The sequence below is a fragment of the Pseudomonas solani genome, assembly GCF_026072635.1.
In the GTDB taxonomy this organism is placed as follows: Bacteria; Pseudomonadota; Gammaproteobacteria; order Pseudomonadales; family Pseudomonadaceae; genus Metapseudomonas; species Metapseudomonas solani.
Map to the genome: position 1 here is coordinate 3,145,007 of NZ_AP023081.1, position 17,375 is coordinate 3,162,381.

General features: G+C 68.5%; 17 protein-coding genes. 12 read left to right on the forward strand and 5 right to left on the reverse strand.

The window, feature by feature from the left end:
• Positions 1-189: 189 nt before the first annotated feature.
• The 9 genes from PSm6_RS14260 to PSm6_RS14300 all read left to right on the forward strand — a co-directional run bounded on the left by PSm6_RS14260 (position 190) and on the right by PSm6_RS14300 (position 8,359).
• A complete protein-coding gene (locus PSm6_RS14260; protein WP_021216762.1) occupies positions 190-1,209 on the forward strand; it encodes a beta-ketoacyl-ACP synthase 3 in 1,020 nt (339 codons plus the stop codon).
• Complete coding sequence (locus PSm6_RS14265) at positions 1,209-2,216, forward strand: NAD-dependent epimerase/dehydratase family protein (RefSeq protein WP_265170414.1); 1,008 nt, start codon at positions 1,209-1,211, stop codon at positions 2,214-2,216. Before PSm6_RS14260 ends, PSm6_RS14265 begins: the two co-directional genes overlap by 1 nt.
• On the forward strand, positions 2,213-3,067 hold the full coding sequence (locus tag PSm6_RS14270; RefSeq protein WP_265170415.1) for an MBL fold metallo-hydrolase: 855 nt from the start codon (positions 2,213-2,215) through the stop codon (positions 3,065-3,067). Before PSm6_RS14265 ends, PSm6_RS14270 begins: the two co-directional genes overlap by 4 nt.
• Complete coding sequence (locus PSm6_RS14275) at positions 3,057-4,415, forward strand: F390 synthetase-related protein (RefSeq protein WP_265170416.1); 1,359 nt, start codon at positions 3,057-3,059, stop codon at positions 4,413-4,415. Before PSm6_RS14270 ends, PSm6_RS14275 begins: the two co-directional genes overlap by 11 nt.
• Positions 4,403-5,557: an ATP-grasp domain-containing protein gene (locus tag PSm6_RS14280; protein WP_265170417.1), complete on the forward strand. Its 1,155-nt coding sequence runs from the start codon at positions 4,403-4,405 to the stop codon at positions 5,555-5,557. Before PSm6_RS14275 ends, PSm6_RS14280 begins: the two co-directional genes overlap by 13 nt.
• Positions 5,554-6,693, forward strand: coding sequence for a hypothetical protein (locus PSm6_RS14285; RefSeq protein ID WP_265170418.1), 1,140 nt, complete (start codon positions 5,554-5,556; stop codon positions 6,691-6,693). Before PSm6_RS14280 ends, PSm6_RS14285 begins: the two co-directional genes overlap by 4 nt.
• Complete coding sequence (locus PSm6_RS14290; RefSeq protein ID WP_265170419.1) at positions 6,690-7,691, forward strand: Rieske 2Fe-2S domain-containing protein; 1,002 nt, start codon at positions 6,690-6,692, stop codon at positions 7,689-7,691. The genes PSm6_RS14285 and PSm6_RS14290 overlap by 4 nt, the downstream gene beginning before the upstream one ends.
• 102 nt (positions 7,692-7,793) lie before the next feature.
• The gene (locus PSm6_RS14295; RefSeq protein ID WP_265170420.1) at positions 7,794-8,072 is read left to right on the forward strand and encodes a type II toxin-antitoxin system RelE/ParE family toxin; all 279 of its coding nucleotides are present in this window, start codon (positions 7,794-7,796) and stop codon (positions 8,070-8,072) included.
• Positions 8,072-8,359: a HigA family addiction module antitoxin gene (locus tag PSm6_RS14300; protein ID WP_265170421.1), complete on the forward strand. Its 288-nt coding sequence runs from the start codon at positions 8,072-8,074 to the stop codon at positions 8,357-8,359. Before PSm6_RS14295 ends, PSm6_RS14300 begins: the two co-directional genes overlap by 1 nt.
• A gap of 76 nt (positions 8,360-8,435) precedes the next feature.
• Here the strand turns inward: PSm6_RS14300 and ppa are convergent, their stop codons facing one another.
• The 4 genes from ppa to PSm6_RS14320 all read right to left on the reverse strand — a co-directional run bounded on the left by ppa (position 8,436) and on the right by PSm6_RS14320 (position 11,232).
• Positions 8,436-8,963: an inorganic diphosphatase gene (gene ppa / locus PSm6_RS14305; protein WP_021216753.1), complete on the reverse strand. Its 528-nt coding sequence runs from the start codon at positions 8,961-8,963 to the stop codon at positions 8,436-8,438.
• 78 nt (positions 8,964-9,041) lie between these two features.
• A complete protein-coding gene (locus PSm6_RS14310) occupies positions 9,042-9,860 on the reverse strand; it encodes a M90 family metallopeptidase (RefSeq protein WP_021216752.1) in 819 nt (272 codons plus the stop codon).
• Positions 9,861-9,864: 4 nt separating this feature from the next.
• Positions 9,865-10,530 carry a DedA family protein gene (locus PSm6_RS14315; protein WP_021216751.1) on the reverse strand — a complete coding sequence of 222 codons (666 nt, stop codon included), beginning with the start codon at positions 10,528-10,530 and terminating at the stop codon, positions 9,865-9,867.
• A gap of 243 nt (positions 10,531-10,773) precedes the next feature.
• Positions 10,774-11,232: a GNAT family N-acetyltransferase gene (locus PSm6_RS14320; protein WP_021216750.1), complete on the reverse strand. Its 459-nt coding sequence runs from the start codon at positions 11,230-11,232 to the stop codon at positions 10,774-10,776.
• A gap of 193 nt (positions 11,233-11,425) precedes the next feature.
• On the opposite strand from PSm6_RS14320, the gene PSm6_RS14325 reads away from it, so the two are divergent.
• Positions 11,426-13,558 (forward strand): acetyl-CoA hydrolase/transferase C-terminal domain-containing protein, encoded by a 2,133-nt coding sequence (locus PSm6_RS14325; RefSeq protein WP_265170422.1) that lies wholly within the window; start codon positions 11,426-11,428, stop codon positions 13,556-13,558.
• A gap of 3 nt (positions 13,559-13,561) precedes the next feature.
• Here PSm6_RS14325 and PSm6_RS14330 read toward each other — a convergent pair whose 3' ends face one another.
• Positions 13,562-14,563: a diaminopimelate epimerase gene (locus tag PSm6_RS14330; protein WP_265170423.1), complete on the reverse strand. Its 1,002-nt coding sequence runs from the start codon at positions 14,561-14,563 to the stop codon at positions 13,562-13,564.
• Positions 14,564-14,717: 154 nt separating this feature from the next.
• On the opposite strand from PSm6_RS14330, the gene PSm6_RS14335 reads away from it, so the two are divergent.
• The gene (locus PSm6_RS14335) at positions 14,718-15,101 is read left to right on the forward strand and encodes a DUF2946 family protein (RefSeq protein ID WP_263404124.1); all 384 of its coding nucleotides are present in this window, start codon (positions 14,718-14,720) and stop codon (positions 15,099-15,101) included.
• 106 nt (positions 15,102-15,207) lie between these two features.
• Positions 15,208-17,355 (forward strand): TonB-dependent copper receptor, encoded by a 2,148-nt coding sequence (locus tag PSm6_RS14340; RefSeq protein ID WP_265170424.1) that lies wholly within the window; start codon positions 15,208-15,210, stop codon positions 17,353-17,355.
• Positions 17,356-17,375: the final 20 nt, after the last annotated feature.

Below are 17,375 nucleotides of genomic sequence, written 5' to 3' on the forward strand. Positions count from 1 at the left end.
TAACAATCCGCTCCGATCCTTCGCCGCAGGCCGGGAATTGAGACCGGTGAAATTGTTTCGGCCGGGGGCGTTGCCGTATGCTCGGCCGATTCTCTCCAGGGCTCATCTGCCCTTGCCAGTGGCCCCTGTGTGGGCACTGCGGCGGCGCCATGCCGCCGGGACGGCTCAACTTATCCAAACGGAACTTGAATGCAGACTTCACCCCCCGCGCACCTGCCCGCCAGGCCCGTATCCATCCTCGGTTCCGGGCACGCCTTGCCCGAACGCATCGTTACCAGCACCGAGCTGGATGTCCGCCTCAACCTGCGCGCTGGCAGCGTGGCGCGTATCAGCGGGGTCATCCAGCGGCATGTCGCGAGCCCCCGGGAGACCGCTGCCAGCCTCGGTGCCCTGGCGGCCCGCCGCGCCCTCGCCGCCGCCGGCCTGGAGCCGCAGCAGGTGGACCTGGTCGCCTGCGCCAGCGGCACTATGGACCAGGGCATGCCCAGCAACGCCGCGCTGCTGCACCTCGAACTGGGGCTGGGGCAGTCGGGCATCCCGGCGCTGGATGTCAACGCCAGCTGCCTGGGCTTTCTCGCCGCCGTCGATACCCTGTCGTGGCCGCTGAGTGCCGGGCGTTATCGACGCATCCTGCTGGTGTGCTCGGACATCGCCTCCTGCGGGTTGGACTGGCAGCAGGTGGAGGTCTGCGGGATCTTCGGCGACGGTGCCGCTGCGGTGGTGCTGGGCCTTGGCGATGGCGGGCCGAAGATCATCGCCTCCAGCCTGCGCACCTATTCCGAAGGCGCACACCTGTGCGAAATACCCGGTGGCGGCTCGCGCTATCACCCGCGGCGCATCGATGTGCCCTTCGAGCCGCTGACCAGCTTCGCCATGCACGGCAAGGGCGTGTTCCGCCTGGCGGCCAAGCACCTGCCCGCCATGAAGGACGAGCTGCTGAGCCAGGCCGGGCTGACCCAGGCGCAGATCGATTGGGTCATCCCCCACCAGGCCAGCCACCGCGCCATGCAGCACGCGACGCGGCGCCTGGGCTTCAAACGCGACAAGGTCATCGACATCTTCGCCATGCACGGCAACCAGGTCGCCGCCTCGCTGCCCACGGCGCTGGATATCGCCATCCGCGACGGCCGCATCCAGCGCGGGCAACGCTTGCTGCTGATCGGCACCGGCGCGGGCCTGTCCCTCGGCGGCATGATCCTGGAGTACTGATGAAGATTCTGGTTACCGGTGGCAGCGGCTTCGTCGGCCGCCATATCGCCTGGCGCCTGGTGGCCGAAGGCTGCGAGGTGGTCTTCACGGGGCGCAACGCCACGGCGGCGGCCGAGGTGATCCAGCACAGCCCCGGCCCCCTGCGCTGGGTGCCGGTGGAGCACGGCTCCCCGACGGCGGCCGCGACCTTGCGGGAGGCCAGCCAGGGCTGCGCGGCCATCGTCCATTGCGCGGCGCTGTCCTCGCCCTGGGGCTCGGTCCAGGCGTTCGCGGATGCCAACGTGGCGTCCACCGAGGAGGTGCTCCAGGCCTGCGAGGCCAATGGCGTGAAGCGCCTGGTGCATATCTCCACGCCGAGCCTGTACTTCGCCTTCCGCGATCGCCTCGGCGTGCGCGAGGACGAGCCCTTGCCGCCACCGGTCAACGAATATGCCCGCAGCAAGGGCCTGGCCGAGGAGCGGGTGCGCGCGGCCGGCCTGCCCGAGGCGGTGCTGCTGCGCCCGCGCGCGGTGTTCGGCCCCTGGGACGGCACCCTGTTGCCGCGCCTGCTGCGGGTCATGCAGCGTGGGCCGATTCCGCTGATGCGCGGCGGGCGCGCGCAACTGGACCTGACCTGCGTCGACAACCTGGTCCAGGCGATCTGGCTGGGCCTCAACCAGCCGTTGCCCAGGGCCCTGTGCACCTACAACGTCAGCAACGGTACGCCGCTGGCCTTCGAAGACCTGCTGCACAAGGTCGCCGCCGCCTTCCAGCTGGAGCTGCGCACCCGCCGGTTGCCCTGGCGGTTGGTGGACCTCATTGCCCGTGGCCTGGAAGCCAGTGCGCGCCTGCGCGACAGTGGCGAGCCGCTGATCACCCGCTATGGCGCCGGTGTGCTCGCCTTCAGCCAGACCCTGGACCTCCAGGCCCTCCACGACGAGCTGGGCTACCGCCCGGTGATCACCCAGGACGAAGGCATCCGCCAGCACGCGCAGTGGTGGCTGGCCCAACCAGGAGTACGCCCATGAGCCGCACCGTCAGTCTCAACATCCTGCGCGCCGGCTGGTGCCGGCACCTGGAGTGCATGGCGGACCGCGGCGGGCGCTGGGCGAAAACCGAGTTCCCGGCGCTCTGCGGGTTGATCCGCCACCCCGAGGAGGGCTGGCTGCTGTACGACACCGGTTACTCCGAGCACTTCTTCCAGGCCACCCAGGCCCTGCCCGAGCGCCTGTTCCGCCAGGCGGTTCCCGTGGAGCTGCCGGTGCAGGAGCGGCTGCACGCGCAATTGCAGGCCTTGGGCATCACCCCGGACGACATCCGCACGGTGATCATTTCGCACTTCCACAGCGACCATATCGCCGGGCTGCGGGACTTCCCCAAGGCCTCGTTCATCGCGCTCGACGCTGACCGCCGGCATATCGAAAGCCTGCGTGGCCGGCGCTGGCGCGCGACCCTGGGCGGCCACCTGCCGACGCTGCTGCCCGATGACTTCGGTGCCCGCGTGCGCCTGGCCGATGCGTGCCGCCGCTGTGATCTGCCGGCGTGGATGCAGCCCTTCGACCAGGGCTTCGACCTGCTGGGCGATGGCAGCCTGGTGGGCGTGCCGCTGCCGGGGCATAGCGAGGGCCAGCTCGGCTTGTTCATCCCCGATGCCCAGGGGCGCCCGGTGTTCCTGGTGGCGGATGCCTGCTGGTCGGTGCCCGCCTGCCGCGCGGGTCGGCTGCCGGCGCCACCGGCGCTGTGGTTCGCCGGCCACGACGCCGGGCAGTACCGCCAGACCTATGCCGGCCTGGGGGCGTTGATCCGCAACGAACCCGCCGTCGCCGTGCTGCCTTCCCACTGCACCCAGGCCTGGGAGGCGTTCGAGGATGAGCGCTGAGCGGGCTCTCGGCGCCCTGCGCAGCATCGCGAGTTTCATCCACAGCCGTTACCGCCTGCGCTTCACCCGACGCGAGCAGCTGGAGGCCTGGCAGGCCAGGCAGCTGCGGCACTTCCTGCGGGACGTGCTGCCCCGTGCCGGGCGCTTCCAGGGGCGGGCCATCACCGACCTGGCCAGCCTGCCGCTGATGGACAAGGCCACGCTGATGGGGGATTTCGCCGGCTTCAACAGCTGCGGCCTGAGCCTGGAGGAGGTGTTGCCGATCGCGCGGCAGGCGGAGGCGTCGCGGGATTTCAGCCCGACTCTGGGCGATATCACCGTCGGCCTGTCGAGCGGCACCTCGGGCAACCAGGGCGTGTTCCTGGTCAGCAGCGAAGAGCGCCAGCGCTGGGCCGGCATCCTGCTGGCGAAGACCCTGCCCCGGCACCTGTTGCCGCGCCTGCTGACGCCCTGGCGCCCGGCCTTGCGCATCGCCTTCTACCTGCGTGCCAACAGCCGCCTGTACACCACGCTTTCCAGCCGGCGGATCGACTTCGGCTTCTATGACCTGACCCTGGGGCTGGAGCCGTCGCTGGCGCGCCTCGAAGCCCATGCCCCCGATGTGCTGGTGGCCCCGGCCACCGTGTTGCGCGGCCTAGCCGAGGCGGCGCTCGCCGGGCGCCTGAGCATCCGCCCGAGCCATATCCTCTCGGTTGCCGAGGTGCTCGAAGCGGAGGATGCGGAGGCGGTGCGCAGTGCGTTCGGTGTGGCACCGCAGCAGATCTACCAGGCCAGCGAAGGCTTCCTCGGCTACACCTGCGAGCGCGGCACCCTGCACCTGAACGAGTGCCACCTGCATATCGAGCCGGAGTGGCTGGATGCCGGGCGCACGCGCTTTCAACCGATCATCACCGACTTCTCCCGGCGCACGCAGATGATCGTGCGCTACCGCCTCAACGATGTGTTGCGGGTGGCCGAGGCGCCGTGCGCCTGCGGGCGTGTCGAGCGGGCCATCGCCGCCATCGAGGGGCGCGCCGACGACATCCTCTGGCTGCCCGACCTGCCGGGCCGGCAGTTGCTCGCGCTCTACCCCGATGTGCTGCGCCGCACCCTGCTGATGCACGGGGCGGCCTTGCAGGAATACGAGATCCATCAGCGCGGGTTGGCGTGGCAAGTCAACCTGCGCGCCGCCAGCGACCACGACGACGCCTGCCTGGCGCTCGGCGACAGCCTCCGCGCGCTGTGCGCCCAGTTGGGCGTGCGCCCACCGGCGCTGGGGTTCGGGCACTGGCAACCTGCGCCACCCGAGGCCAAGCGCCGCCGATTGAAACTCCTGGAACTGCCCGAGGGCCTGCCATGCACGTACTGATTCTCGGCGCCCGTGCGCCGGCCTGCCTGGAGTGGGCGCGTGCCTTCGACGAGGCTGGCTGGACGGTCAGCGTCGGCGATTCGCTGAGCCTGCCGCTCAGCCGCTTCAGCCGTTCGGCGCAGCATTTCGTGCGCCTGCCGGAGCCCCGGCAAAACCCGGCGGCCTGGGTCGAAGCGCTGGCGGCGGTGATCCAGGCGCAGGGCATCGACCTGCTGCTGCCGACCTGCGAGGAGGTGTTCTACCTCTCCCACGGCCTGGCAAGGCTGGCACCGCTGTGCCGAGTGCTGACCAGTGACTTCACCCTGCTGCACCGCCTGCACCACAAGGGGCGCTTCGCCGCCATGACCGAGGGCTGGGCGCTGAGTGCGCCCGAAACCCATCTGCTGGCCGACAGCCAGGCCCTGCAGCGCTTCGCCGACGAGGCCGCGCAGTGGGTGTTCAAGCCGGCCTACTCGCGTTTCGCCTCGCAGACCCTGATCCGCCCCAGCGCAGTACAACTAGGCAAGGTCCAGCCGACGGCTGCGGCGCCCTGGGTGGCGCAGCGCTTCATCGAGGGGCGCGAGCTCTGCAGCTTCAGCCTGCTGGTGGACGGCGAGTTGCGCGCCCACAGCTGCTATCACCCGCGCTACCGGGTGGGCCGGGGCTCGGGTATCTACTTCCAGCCCGAGCTGCCGCAACCGATCCGCGAGTTTCTCGAGCGCTTTGGCCGGGAAACTGGCTACACCGGCCAGGTGGGGTTCGACTTCATCGAAGACCGCGCCGGGCGTTTCCATGTACTGGAATGCAACCCCCGGGCAACCAGCGGCGTGCACCTGTTCGACGACCAGCGCCGGCAGTTGGTGGCCAGCCTGGGGGCTGCCTCCGGACAACTGCTGGAAGCCACGCCCGCACCGCGCATGGTCGCCCTGGCGGTGCTGTTGCTGGCGGCGCCGCAACGGGCCTTCAGCGCACCCTTCTGGCAGGACTACGCCGCCGCCCGCGATGTGGTGGTCCAGCAGGGGGACTACTGGCCCCTGACCACGCAATTGCTGGGGCTGTCGGAAATCATCGCCCGCGCCCTGACCCGGCGTTGCGGCCTGCTGGCCGCCTCCACGGCGGACATCGAATGGAACGGCCAGCCCCTGGGCGAGGCGCCGCGATGAGGCTGCTGCCTGCCGAACAGCTCCTGGCCGAGCCCGCAGGCGAGGGTGACAGCCTGGCGCGCACCTATGTAAAGGCCTGCGCCAGTGCGCGCCTGGTCGGCAATGTGACCACGCGCCTGGCGTTGCTCGATACCGGCACCCAGCAGTTCCCCGTCAGCATCACCGACGGTGGCGAGCCGGAAGGCAATTGCTACGTGGTGTCACCGCGCACCGCCTACAGCGGCTACGCCCGTGAAGAGATCAAGCGCCTCGGCAAGCCCTGGCTGACCTGGCCGCTCACCCTGCTGACCCTGGGGGTCGACCGCCTGCTGCGCCTGGCCAAGGTGGACAGGCTGGCGCAGGTGAACAACTGGCTGCTGTCCACCAACCTCTACCCGGCGGGCTGGGACCTCGATGAGTTGCCGGCGATCACGGCATTGTTGAAGGCGGAGTTTCCCGACAGCGGCTTCGGTTTCCGCTCGCTCAACGACGCCAGCAACCGCGCGCTGCGCGAGCGGCTGGAGGGCCTCGGCTACCTGAGCATTCCCAGCCGCCAGGTCTACCTGTTCGATGGCCGTGCCGGAGGCGAAGCCGCGTTCCTCAAGCATCACAACACCCGCCTGGACGCCACCTTGCTGCGCCGCAGCCCCTATGACGTGGTGGATGGCGCGGCGCTGAGCGAAGCCGATTTCCAGCGCATCGAGCACCTCTACAACCTGCTGTACCTGGACAAGTACTGCCGGCTCAACCCCCATTACAGCGCCGCCTGGCTGCAACGTGGCCAGGAGCAGGGCTGGCTCGACATACGCGCCCTGCGCGGCCCCGACGGGCGGATCGACGGGGCGTTGGGCTGGTTCGCCAACGCGACGCTGATCAGCGCCCCGATCGTCGGCTACGACACCGCGCTGCCCCAGCGGGCCGGGCTCTATCGGCAACTGACGCGCCTGTGCCTGCAAGAGGCCGTGGAGCGCCGGGTGGTGCTGAACTTCAGTTCCGGTGCCGCCGGGTTCAAGCGCCTGCGCGGCGGGCAGGCGGAGATCGAGTACAGCCTGATCCACGTTGCCCACCTGCCCTGGCACCGGCGCCTGGTGTGGACCCTGCTCAGCCGCCTGCTGCATGGCATCGCCGTGCCGATGATGAAGAAGCTCAGGCTATGACTGCATCCGCCCGATGGTGGCCGGTGGCGCTCAGCCACGAACTCGGCAAGCAGCCCCTGGCCTGCCAGTTGCACGACCTGCCACTGGTGCTGTTCCGCGCGGAGGACGGCACGCCCGCCGCCTTGCCGGACCGCTGCCCGCACCGCTTCGCGCCACTGAGCGCGGGCAAGGTCCGTGACGGCCAGATCGAATGCCCGTATCACGGCTGGCGCTTCGCCGCCGACGGGCGCTGCACCCGCGTGCCCGGCACCGAACTGGAGCGCTGCGACAAGCCGTTGCTCGACAGCCTGCCCAGTTGCGAGGCCCATGGGCTGGTGTGGGTCAGCCCCGCAGGTGACCGGCCGGCCATCCTGCCGGTGGCGCCGGCCGAGCAGCGGCAGGCGCTCGATACCTTCTGGATCACCGACGAGGTGGAGTGCTCGCTGCTGGAGGCGGCGGAGAACTTCCTCGACGGCTTCCACACCCACTTCGTCCATGCCGGCTGGATTCGCCACGACCGGCAGCGGCAGGCGATCAGCGCCCGGGTCCGCCCGCTGGCCGACGGCGTCGAGGCGCTCTACAGCGAGGAGGGCACACAATCCGGGTTGATCTCGCGGCTGTTTGAAGGCGAGCGCGGCATCAGCATGGGACGCTTCCGCCTGCCCGGGCTGGCGGAAATCGAATACCGCGACCGCAAGGGCGGCCTCAACCTCCTGGTCAGCGCCTGGCTCGTGCCTGTCGGCAACGGCCGGCTGCGCCTGTTCGCCCGCATCGCCACCGCGCGCGGCTGGCTGCCCGCCGCGCTCAAGCGCTTGGTGCTGCGGCGGTTGTTCGGGGTGATCCTGCGCCAGGACCGGCAAATACTCGAACAGGTCAGCGCCAACCAGCGGCGTTTCGAACATCTGCCAGTGAAACCGCTGGATGGACGGCAGGACCTGCTCGGGCCGAGCATCCGGCTGCTGATCGAGGGCGGTGAGGCGCTCGATTTCGAGGAGAGGCGGGTGGAGATCCGGCTTTAGGGAAGAGGGGAGTGCTGGGCGAGCCGATGTGCCAGGAAGTGCTTCAGAACCGCTTCATGGGTTCATTTTGTTGCGTGTTGCGCAACATGCTAGGCTTTCGAAATGATCAAGTCTTTCCAGCACAAGGGGCTGCGCAAGCTCTTCGAAACGGGCAGCACGGCAGGTGTACAGGCCGTTCATGCCAAGCGGCTGCGGATGCAACTGGCGGCTTTGAATACGGCGATGACAATTGACGATATGGACGTTCCAGGCTTTCGCCTGCACCCACTCAAGGGCGAAATGCGCGGGCGCTGGTCGATCACGGTGAGTGGCAATTGGCGGCTGACCTTCGAGTTTCGCGACGGCAACGCCTATGTCCTGGATTATGAGGATTACCACTGATGAGCATGCACAACCCACCCCATCCCGGTGAGTTCATTACCGGTGTCTATCTGGAGCCGAACGGCTTCAGCGGTCGTGAATTGGCAGAAAAGCTAGGTGTTGCGCCCTCGACCCTGAGCCGTGTCCTGAAGGGTTCCAGCCGTGTCACGCCCGAGATGGCGCTGCGCTTGTCGGTCGCGCTGGGTCGTTCGCCGGAAAGCTGGCTGGCCATGCAGGATGCCTACGATCTCTGGATCGCTCGCCAGCATGTGGATCTGCAACAGGTAGGAAAGCTCGCCATCGCGTGACAACGCAGCACTGGAGACTTTTCCACAGGCAATAAAAAAGCCGGCTTGTGGCCGGCTTTCCATGAGAGGTCGGGGTTTACTTTTGGTAAGCCGCAACCGCTTTGACGATTTCGGCGCGGGCAGCGTCAGCATTGCCCCAGCCTTCGACCTTGACCCATTTGCCTTTCTCGAGATCCTTGTAGTTCTCGAAGAAGTGCTTGATCTGTTCCAGCAGTAGGGCCGGCAGGTCGGTGTATTCCTTGATGTCCACGTACAGCTGGGACAGCTTGTCGTGGGGGACGGCGATAAGCTTGGCGTCGCCGCCGGCTTCGTCGGTCATGTGCAGGACGCCGACCGGACGGGCGCGGATCACGGCGCCGGGGGCGACGGGATACGGGGTCACGACCAGCACGTCCAGCGGGTCGCCGTCGTCAGCCAGGGTGTTGGGGATGTAGCCGTAGTTGGCCGGGTAGAACATCGGGGTGGCCATGAAACGGTCGACGAACAGGCAATCGCTGTCCTTGTCGATTTCGTATTTGATCGGCGCGTGGTTGGCCGGGATTTCGATAGCGACGTAGATGTCGTTCGGCAGGTCTTTGCCAGCCGGGATCTTGCTGTAGCTCATGGTCGACTCCCTGGGAATGGGCCAAAAAAAGTGGGCGGATTATATGCACATTCATTGGGCGGCGCCACGCCGTCGTGCTCATCCGTTGGTCGTGTTCCGATAGTCCGGGTGCTCGTCGATCAGGCGTGCCAGGCGCGTGGCCGGGTCCTGCCGGTAGAAGGCCGCGAGCTGCGTGTAGACGGCGGGGTAGGCGGCCTGCAGCAGGTCGGGGGCGCTGAAGAAGTACTCGCTGGTGACGGCGAAGAATTCCGCCGGGTCTTCCGCCGCGTAGGGGTCGATGGGCAGCTCGGCGTCTTCGTTTTCATCGAGGCGGGCGTTCATTTCGTCGTAGGCGGCCTGCATGGCCTCGGCCCAGTCGGATTGGCGCATGTCGCGGTGCAGCGGTGGCAGGCCGTTGGCGTCGCCGTTGAGCATGTCCAGCTTGTGTGCCAGTTCGTGGATCACCAGGTTGTAGCCCTCCCAGCCGCCGCTGGCCTGCACGCCGGGCCAGGCGAGCACCACCGGGCCGCGGAGCCAGGCTTCGCCGCTGTGCTCGGCGTCCCATTCATGGACGACGCCGGCGCTGTCGCGGTGGCGCTGGGGGCTGACGAAATCGTCGGGGTAGATCACCAGTTCGTGGAAGCCCTGGTACCAGCCCAGTTCTCCCAGGTGCAGCAGCGGCAGCTGGGCCTGGGCCGCGAGGATCAGGCGGTCACGCGGGGCGAGCTGGACGTCGCCCAGGAGGCTCAGGTGCTTGTCGTGGAGGAACAGCACGCTGCGTTCGCGCAGGCGCTGGTCTTCTTCGGCGCTGATGCCGTCGAGTATCGGCAACGCCTGGCGCACCTCGGCCCAGAGCGTGTCAGCGACCGGGTTGCGCGCCAGCGTGCGGCGCCGGCGCCAGTTGCGCAGGGACCACATGGGCTCAGCCCGGGCGCTCGGTGCTGTCGCTGGCGTCGGCCGGGCGCAGGTGGCGATGCACCACGCCGATGAACATGGGCACCAGGGACAGCAGGATGATGACGACCACGCCCACGGACAGGTTCTGCTTGATGAAGGGCACGTTGCCGAAGAAGTAGCCGAGGGTCACCAGGCCGCCGACCCAGAGGATGGTGCCGACGACGCTGAAGGCCAGGAAGCGCCCGTAGGGCATGCGGCCGACGCCGGCGACGAAGGGGGCGAAGGTGCGCACGATGGGCAGGAAGCGCGCCAGGGTCACGGTCTTGCCGCCGTGGCGGTCGTAGAACTCGTGGGTGCGCTGCAGGTAGTCGCGGCGGAAGATCTTCGAGTTGGGCTTGTTGAACAGCCGCTCGCCGGTCGTTCGCCCGATCATGTAGTTGGTGCTGTCGCCCATGATCGCCGCGAGCATCAGCAGGGCGCCGAGCACGATGGGGTCCATGGCGCCATTGGCGCAGATGGCGCCGGCGATGAACAGCAGGGAATCACCGGGCAGGAAGGGCATCACCACCAGGCCCGTCTCGCAGAAGATGACCAGGAAAAGGATGGCGTAGATCCAGGTGCCGTAGTTGCTGACCAACAGGTTCAGGTATTCGTCGAGATGGAGGATCAGGTCGAGCAGGTTGAAATCCATGGGGCGCCTTGTCGATTCTGCGGCGGCGGCTCTGCTGCCGGGCGAGCGGCATTATAGGGGCAAGCGATGTGGCAACGGCGAGCATCCGTCGCCACCTGTTCCAGCATGAAGGTTGCAACTGTTTCCATTGTTTTCCGCTGGATAGGCCCACAGGGCCGCTGCACCGGGTGGTGCGGGTTACGGTGCCGCTGGTGATCGGCTTGTGGCGGAGCCTGGGCGCCTGAGGGGCGCCCGGCGGGTGGATCAGTCTTCGTGGATCGGCAGGATGTAGTTGACGAACTCGCTGTCCTCGCGGAAGCCGATGGACTCGTAGACCTTCTTCGCCACCTCGTTGCCGGCGCTGGTGGAGACGCGCATGCGCACGGCGTTGGTTTCCTTGGCCATCTTCTTCGCGGTCTGCAGCAGGCGGTCGGCCACCAGCTGGCGACGGGCGTCTTCGGCGACATAGATGTCGTTGAGAATCCACACGCGCTTCAGCGACAGGGACGAGAAGCTCGGGTAGAGCTGGCAGAAACCGAGGATCTTGGTGTCGTCGTCATCGGCCAGGGCCAGGTAGATCACCGACTCCTTGCGGCGCAGGCGCTTCTCGAGGAATTTGCGTGAGGAATCGGGGAAGGGCAGTTCGCCGTAGAACTCGCGGTATTTGACGAACAGCGGGTTCAGCAGGTCCAGGTGCTCCAGGGTGGCTTGGACGATGCGCATGAGTAGGCCTCGGCGTAGGTGGTTGGGGCTGGTAAGAATGCAGGTGCTATGCCAGCACCCGGTCGATGCTGCCTGAAAATTCCTGGAAAGCGCAATCCAAGCGAGCGTTTGAATCGCAGCCCATCGCACGTTGAGCAAAAACGCAGCCGTGCCGGTCCAACCCTGCATCGTCGATCTGCAAGGGAGAGGACAGGTGCCCAACTGCTCGCTGGAACAGGCCGTGGATGAAGTGCTGCGCCGGATCGAGGGGCCCATCCGCCTCGGCATCCCCCTGGGGCTGGGCAAGCCCAACCGCTTCGTCAACGCGCTGTACCAGCGGGTCAAGGCGCTGCCCGAACGCCAGCTGACCCTCTACACAGCGCTGTCCCTGGCCAAGCCGCAACCGGCCAGCGAGCTGGAACAGCGTTTCTCCGGCCCCTTCCTGCGCCGCCTGTATGGCGATTACCTCGAACTCGATTACCTCAGCGACCTGCGTTGTGGCGAGCTGCCGGCGCATATCCGCGTGGAGGAGTTCTACCTGCAGCCGGCCAGCCAGCTGGACAACCCCCAGGCCCAACAGAGCTACGTCAGCCTCAACTACAGCCAGGTGGCCCGGGACCTCGACCGCAAGGGCCTGAACCTGGTGGCGCAGATGGTCGCCGTGCGGCCGCAAAGCCCCGGGTGCTTCAGCCTCAGCTGCAATCCCGATATCACCCTCGACCTGCTGCCGCGCCTGCGCCGTCGCCGCGCGGCGGGGGAGACCATCCTCACCGTCGCCCAGGTGCACGAGGCCTTGCCCTATATGCCGGGCGATGCGGAGATCGACGCCGACGAATTCGACCTGGTGCTGGATGCCCCCGAGCGCAGCACCCTGTTCTCCACCCCCAACATGCCGGTGAGCCTGCAGGACCATGCCATCGGCCTGCACGCCAGCGCCCTGGTGCGCGACGGCGGCACGCTGCAGGTGGGCATCGGCGCCATGGCCGACGGCCTGGCCGCCGCGCTGGTGGCGCGCCAGGGGGATAACGCCGGCTACCGCGCGGTGCTGGATGGCCTGGAGGTGCCCCAGCGCTGGGGTGCGCTGGTGGAGGCAGAAGGTGGCCTGGCGCCCTTTGCCCAGGGGCTCTACGCCAACAGCGAGATGTTCCTGCTCGGCCTGCTGGTGCTGCTGGAAGCGGGCGTGGTGCGCCGTCCGGTTTACCCCGATGTGCGCCTGCAACGCCTGGCTAACGCCGGCATGCTGGACCCCCACGGCGCCGTGACCGACCTCGATGGACTGCTCGATGAACTGCCCCGCGTGCTGGATGGCGACAGCCTCGCCTGGCTGCAGCGCCATGGCCTGCTCGGCGAAGCCGTGCGCCTCGATGGTGGCCAGCTGCTGCTGGGTGATGGGCGCCGGCTCAGCCCTGATGTGGAGAACGCCGCCACCCGCGCGGCCCTGGTCGAGCAGCTCGGCCAGGTGCGCGGCGGGGTGCTGATCCATGGCGGCTTCTTCCTCGGCCCCGAAGCCTTCTACCAGTGTCTGCGCGAGCTGGGCGACGGACCGTTGTCGCGCATCGCCATGACCGCCATCAGCTACGTCAACCGCCTGCACGGCGACGAAGAGCTCAAGCGCCTGCAGCGCCGCGACGCGCGCTTCGTCAACAGCTGCTTCACCATCACCCTGCTGGGCGCCAGCGCCGCCGACCAGCTGGAGGACGGCCGCGTGCTCAGCGGCGTCGGTGGGCAGTACGACTTCGTCGCCCAGGCCCACGAGCTGGAGGGCGCCCGCTCGATCCTGATGCTGCGCAGCTGGCGTGAGTCCGGCGGTGAGGCCAGTTCCAACATCGTCTGGGAATACGGCCACGCCACCATTCCCCGGCACCTGCGCGACCTGGTGGTGACCGAGTACGGTATCGCCGACCTGCGCGGCAAGAACGACGCCGAGGTGATCGAAGCGCTGCTGCGCATCGCCGACTCGCGCTTCCAGGAGGGCCTGATCGCCGAGGCGCAGAAGGCCGGCAAGCTGCCCGCTGACTTCACCCTCGACCCGCTCTACCGGCAGAACACCCCCTGGCGCCTGCTGGCGTTGCAGGCCGAGCATCCCCGGTTGTTCGCCGAGTACCCGCTGGGCTGCGACTTCACGCCGGAGGAGCAGGACCTGTTGCGTGCCCTGCGCTGGTTGAAGAGCAAGCTCAAGCTCAGCGAGATCCTCGAACTGGGCATGGCCACCCTGTTCGACCTGCCGGAGCCCGCCGACTACACCCGCCACCTGCAGCGCATGGACCTGCACGCGCCCAGTGGCCTGCGCGAGCAGCTCTACCAGAAGCTGGTGCTGGCCGGGCTCAAGGCCACCGCGCCGGGCTGAACCTCAGCCGTCGAGCCGCGTGCCCACGCCGAACAGCCACACGCCCACCAGCGCCTCGCCCTGTTGCTCCAGGCGCAGCGGCGCGGTGCCGCCGGGCATGCGCACCTGCACATCACCGGCCGCCACCAGCCCGGCCTTCCAGGCGGCACTGGCCACGGCGCAGGCGCTGCTGCCGGAGGATTCGGTCGCCCCTTCGCCGCGTTCGAACACCCGTGCCTCGATGGCGCCGTCCGCTGCCCGCGCCGCCCATTGCAGGTTGACTCCGGCGGGGCAGGGGTTGCCGGCGCCGATGGGCGCGGCGTAGGCGATGCGCTCCAGTGCCGCGTGGGCGTCGGCGTTGCGTAGCCAGGGCATGGTCGGCAGCGTGGCGGGATCGTCCAGCAGGGTCACGCAATGAGGGTTGCCGATGCGCACGAACTGGCTGCGCTGCCATTCGGGGTTCACCTGCGCCAGGGCGTCGACACGGCTCAGCGGGTGGCCGTGGAAGTCGGTGGCGGCCACATGCTCGTCATCGGCACCCACCGCCTCGGGGCCGAACCCCGGTGCGCCCATCTGCAACCAGAAGCCCGGGTGCCCATCGCGTTCGGCGGGCTCGATGGGCGTGACCACCGGCGAGCCGCCGCCGGGCTTGTCGTGGTGCACCTGCAGGACGAAGGCCTGGCTGGGCAAGACCTGGCCGTCGTCGAGCAGGGACTGGGCGAAAAGGGTCATGCCGTTGCCGCTGCGTTCGGTCAGGCTGCCGTCGGTGTTGACGATCAGCAGGTCCCAGGGCGAAGCGTCACCGAAGGGGCCCACCAGCAGCCCGTCCGAGCGATGGCCCTTGGCGCCTTGCGGCCGCTCGCCCTCGGGCCAGGTGCAGAGGGCCTCGATGGCGGCGGCGCTCCAGTGCTCGCGCTGCCGCGCCGCGTCGGCGGCGTGCTGTGGCACGGCGATGCCGAGCTGGCGCAGCGCTTCGGGTGTGGTGACGACATAGCGGTTGCCGCGGGCATCGTAGAGGCGGGTCATCGGGGTTCTCGCTGCGGATTGGAGGTGCGACTGTAGCGGTTGTGACGCCGTTCCGGCCAAGCGGATTGCTGCGATCTATCCGACATCGGCTGCGGCAATCCACCACAAGGGCCGGCTTTCTCGCCGTGAAATTTCGGTGCTAGAGTCGCCGCCCATGAAAACCGCCCGCCACGACCGCTCGTTGATCGCCTGGATGCTCTACGCCTGCGTCCTGTTCAACCTGCTCGCCTGCGGTATTCACCACGGCCAGGCATTGGGCCTGGAACTCAGCGGGCTCGGTGGCGCCTTCTGCTCGGCCACCGGCAGCGACGGGCCTTCCGTCGACGGTGATCTGTCCGGCGCCATGGCGCAGCTCTCCAGCCTCGGTTTCAGCTGCCCGATGGGCAGCGCCGTCACCCTCGGCATCCTCTTCTTCCTCGGCCTGTCCTGGCTCCAGCGTCGCCGCGAGCTTCCGCGCCCGCCCCGGGACCGCCGTACACGCACGCCCCCCCGTTATTGCTGGCCCTCGGCCAATCCCCGCGCCTCTCCCTGCCTCTGAAATCACAACCCCGCGCCTGCGGCCGTCCTGCTGACGCCGCCGACCCGAGCTGCCTGTCGCCCGAGCGTGACGGCGCCAACGATTTCAGATCATGGAAAGCATCCACATGCACCAGCCTGCCCCCTGCCGCTCCAGCCGTTTCACCTTCCAGCCCGATGCCGCGCGCCTGCGCTGGCGCCACGCCTTCGTCCTGGCCGCCGGCCTGGCCTTCGCCGCGGGCGCCGTCGCCCATGAACATGACCACGAGCAGCACGTGGCGCCCGTCGCGCCCGTCGCCGAACCGATCGAGGTCAGCGCCACCGTCATCACCGCGGTGCAGCAGAGCTCGCCGCTGACCATCGTCACCGACCCGAAGGAGGCTCGGCAGCCGGTGCCGGCCAGCGATGGCGCCGACTACCTGAAGACCATTCCCGGCTTCTCCGCCATCCGCAATGGCGGCACCAACGGCGACCCGGTGCTGCGCGGCATGTTCGGCTCGCGCCTCAACCTGCGCACCAACGGCGGCCTGATGCTCGGTGCCTGCCCGGGGCGCATGGACGCCCCCAGCTCCTACATCTCGCCGGAGACCTTCGACAAGCTCACCGTGATCAAGGGCCCGCAGACCGTGCTCTGGGGCCCGGGCGCCTCGGCCGGCACCGTGTTGTTCGAGCGTGAGCCGGAGCGTTTCGGCGAGCTCGGCAGCCGCCTCCATGCCAGCCTGCTGGCCGGTTCCAACGGCCGCTTCGACCGCGTGCTGGATGGCGCCGTGGGCAACGAACTCGGCTACCTGCGTGCCACCGGCAACCATTCCCAGTCCGACGACTACGAGGATGGCAACGGCGACACCGTGCCCTCGCGCTGGGACAAGTGGAACGGCGACGTGGCCATCGGCTGGACCCCGGACGCCGACACCCTGGTCGAGCTCTCCGCCGGGCGTGGCAACGGCGAGTCCCGCTACGCCGGGCGCGGTATGGATGGCAGCCAGTTCCTGCGGGAAAGCCTCGGCCTGCGCTTCGAGCGCAGCAACCTCGGCGGCGTGCTCGACAAGCTGGAGGCGCAGGTCTACTACAACTACGCCGACCACGTGATGGACAACTTCCGCCTGCGCAACCCCGACCCGACCAGCTCGATGCCCATGCCGATGGCCTCCCAGGTGGACCGCCGCACCCTCGGTGCGCGCATGGCCGCCACCTTCAAGTGGAGCGAGGTGGAGCTGGTGGCCGGCCTCGACGCCATGCGCAGCGAGCACCGCAAGCGTGCCTCGCGCTACTCGATGATGAGCGGCACCTTCACCGACGCCGACCAGTTCCCCCGCAGCCGTGATGCGTTGATGCACAGCTACGGCGCCTTCGGCGAGCTGACCTGGTACGTGGAGGAGGGAGACCGCCTGGTGGCCGGCGCGCGCCTGGACCGCTCCGATGCCAAGGACTACCGCCGCACCCTGGGCATGATGGGCATGGCCAACCCGACCTTCGGCGACACCCGCGCCGACACCCTGCCCAGCGGCTTCGCGCGCTACGAGCACGATCTGGACAGCGCCACCACCCTCTATGCCGGCCTCGGCCATGTGCAGCGCTTCCCCGACTACTGGGAGCTGTACTCGCCCAACCAGGGCCCGGTCGGCTCGCGCAACGCCTTCGATGGGGTCAAGCCGGAGAAGACCACCCAGCTGGACTTCGGCGTGCAGTACAGCGAGGGCGACCTGGAGGCCTGGGCGTCCGGCTACGTCGGCCAGGTGCGCGACTACATCCTCTTCACCTACACCCCGGGGATGATGGGCGACACCTCGCGGGCCGATAACATCGACGCGCGCATCATGGGCGGCGAACTGGGCGCGGCCTACCGCCTGGACGAGAACTGGAAGACCGACGGCACCCTGGCCTACGCCTGGGGCAAGAACAGTTCCGACGGCCGTGCGCTGCCGCAGATGCCGCCGCTGGAAGCGCGCCTGAGCCTGGCCTACGAGCAGGGCGCCTGGAGCGCCGGCGCCCTGTGGCGCGTGGTGGCCGCGCAGAACCGCGTGGCCGAAGGGCAGGGCAACGTCGTCGGGCAGGACTTCGGCAGCAGCGGCGGCTTCGCGGTGTTCTCCCTCAATGGCGCCTACCGCCTGACCCGTGACATCAAGGTCAGCGCCGGGGTCGACAACCTCTTCGACAAGGCCTACGCCGAGCACCTCAACCTCGCCGGTGACGCCGGCTTCGGCTTCCCCGCCGAGCCCGAGGCGATCAAGGAGCCCGGTCGCACCCTGTGGACCAAGGTGGACTTCAGCTTCTGATAGGCTGAAAACGCCCCCGC

What these genes read in the sequence shown, in the direction of transcription:
- PSm6_RS14280 (WP_265170417.1), top strand. Translation starts at nt 4,403, where the DNA reads ATGCACGTACTGATTCTCGGCGCCCGTGCGCCGGCCTGCCTGGAGTGG.
- PSm6_RS14260 (WP_021216762.1), top strand. Translation starts at nt 190, where the DNA reads ATGCAGACTTCACCCCCCGCGCACCTGCCCGCCAGGCCCGTATCCATC.
- PSm6_RS14335 (WP_263404124.1), top strand. Translation starts at nt 14,718, where the DNA reads ATGAAAACCGCCCGCCACGACCGCTCGTTGATCGCCTGGATGCTCTAC.
- PSm6_RS14340 (WP_265170424.1), top strand. Translation starts at nt 15,208, where the DNA reads ATGCACCAGCCTGCCCCCTGCCGCTCCAGCCGTTTCACCTTCCAGCCC.
- PSm6_RS14265 (WP_265170414.1), top strand. Translation starts at nt 1,209, where the DNA reads ATGAAGATTCTGGTTACCGGTGGCAGCGGCTTCGTCGGCCGCCATATC.
- PSm6_RS14290 (WP_265170419.1), top strand. Translation starts at nt 6,690, where the DNA reads ATGACTGCATCCGCCCGATGGTGGCCGGTGGCGCTCAGCCACGAACTC.
- PSm6_RS14310 (WP_021216752.1), bottom strand. Translation starts at nt 9,860, where the DNA reads ATGTGGTCCCTGCGCAACTGGCGCCGGCGCCGCACGCTGGCGCGCAAC.
- PSm6_RS14285 (WP_265170418.1), top strand. Translation starts at nt 5,554, where the DNA reads ATGAGGCTGCTGCCTGCCGAACAGCTCCTGGCCGAGCCCGCAGGCGAG.
- PSm6_RS14330 (WP_265170423.1), bottom strand. Translation starts at nt 14,563, where the DNA reads ATGACCCGCCTCTACGATGCCCGCGGCAACCGCTATGTCGTCACCACA.
- ppa (WP_021216753.1), bottom strand. Translation starts at nt 8,963, where the DNA reads ATGAGCTACAGCAAGATCCCGGCTGGCAAAGACCTGCCGAACGACATC.
- PSm6_RS14315 (WP_021216751.1), bottom strand. Translation starts at nt 10,530, where the DNA reads ATGGATTTCAACCTGCTCGACCTGATCCTCCATCTCGACGAATACCTG.
- PSm6_RS14295 (WP_265170420.1), top strand. Translation starts at nt 7,794, where the DNA reads ATGATCAAGTCTTTCCAGCACAAGGGGCTGCGCAAGCTCTTCGAAACG.
- PSm6_RS14270 (WP_265170415.1), top strand. Translation starts at nt 2,213, where the DNA reads ATGAGCCGCACCGTCAGTCTCAACATCCTGCGCGCCGGCTGGTGCCGG.
- PSm6_RS14300 (WP_265170421.1), top strand. Translation starts at nt 8,072, where the DNA reads ATGAGCATGCACAACCCACCCCATCCCGGTGAGTTCATTACCGGTGTC.
- PSm6_RS14275 (WP_265170416.1), top strand. Translation starts at nt 3,057, where the DNA reads ATGAGCGCTGAGCGGGCTCTCGGCGCCCTGCGCAGCATCGCGAGTTTC.
- PSm6_RS14320 (WP_021216750.1), bottom strand. Translation starts at nt 11,232, where the DNA reads ATGCGCATCGTCCAAGCCACCCTGGAGCACCTGGACCTGCTGAACCCG.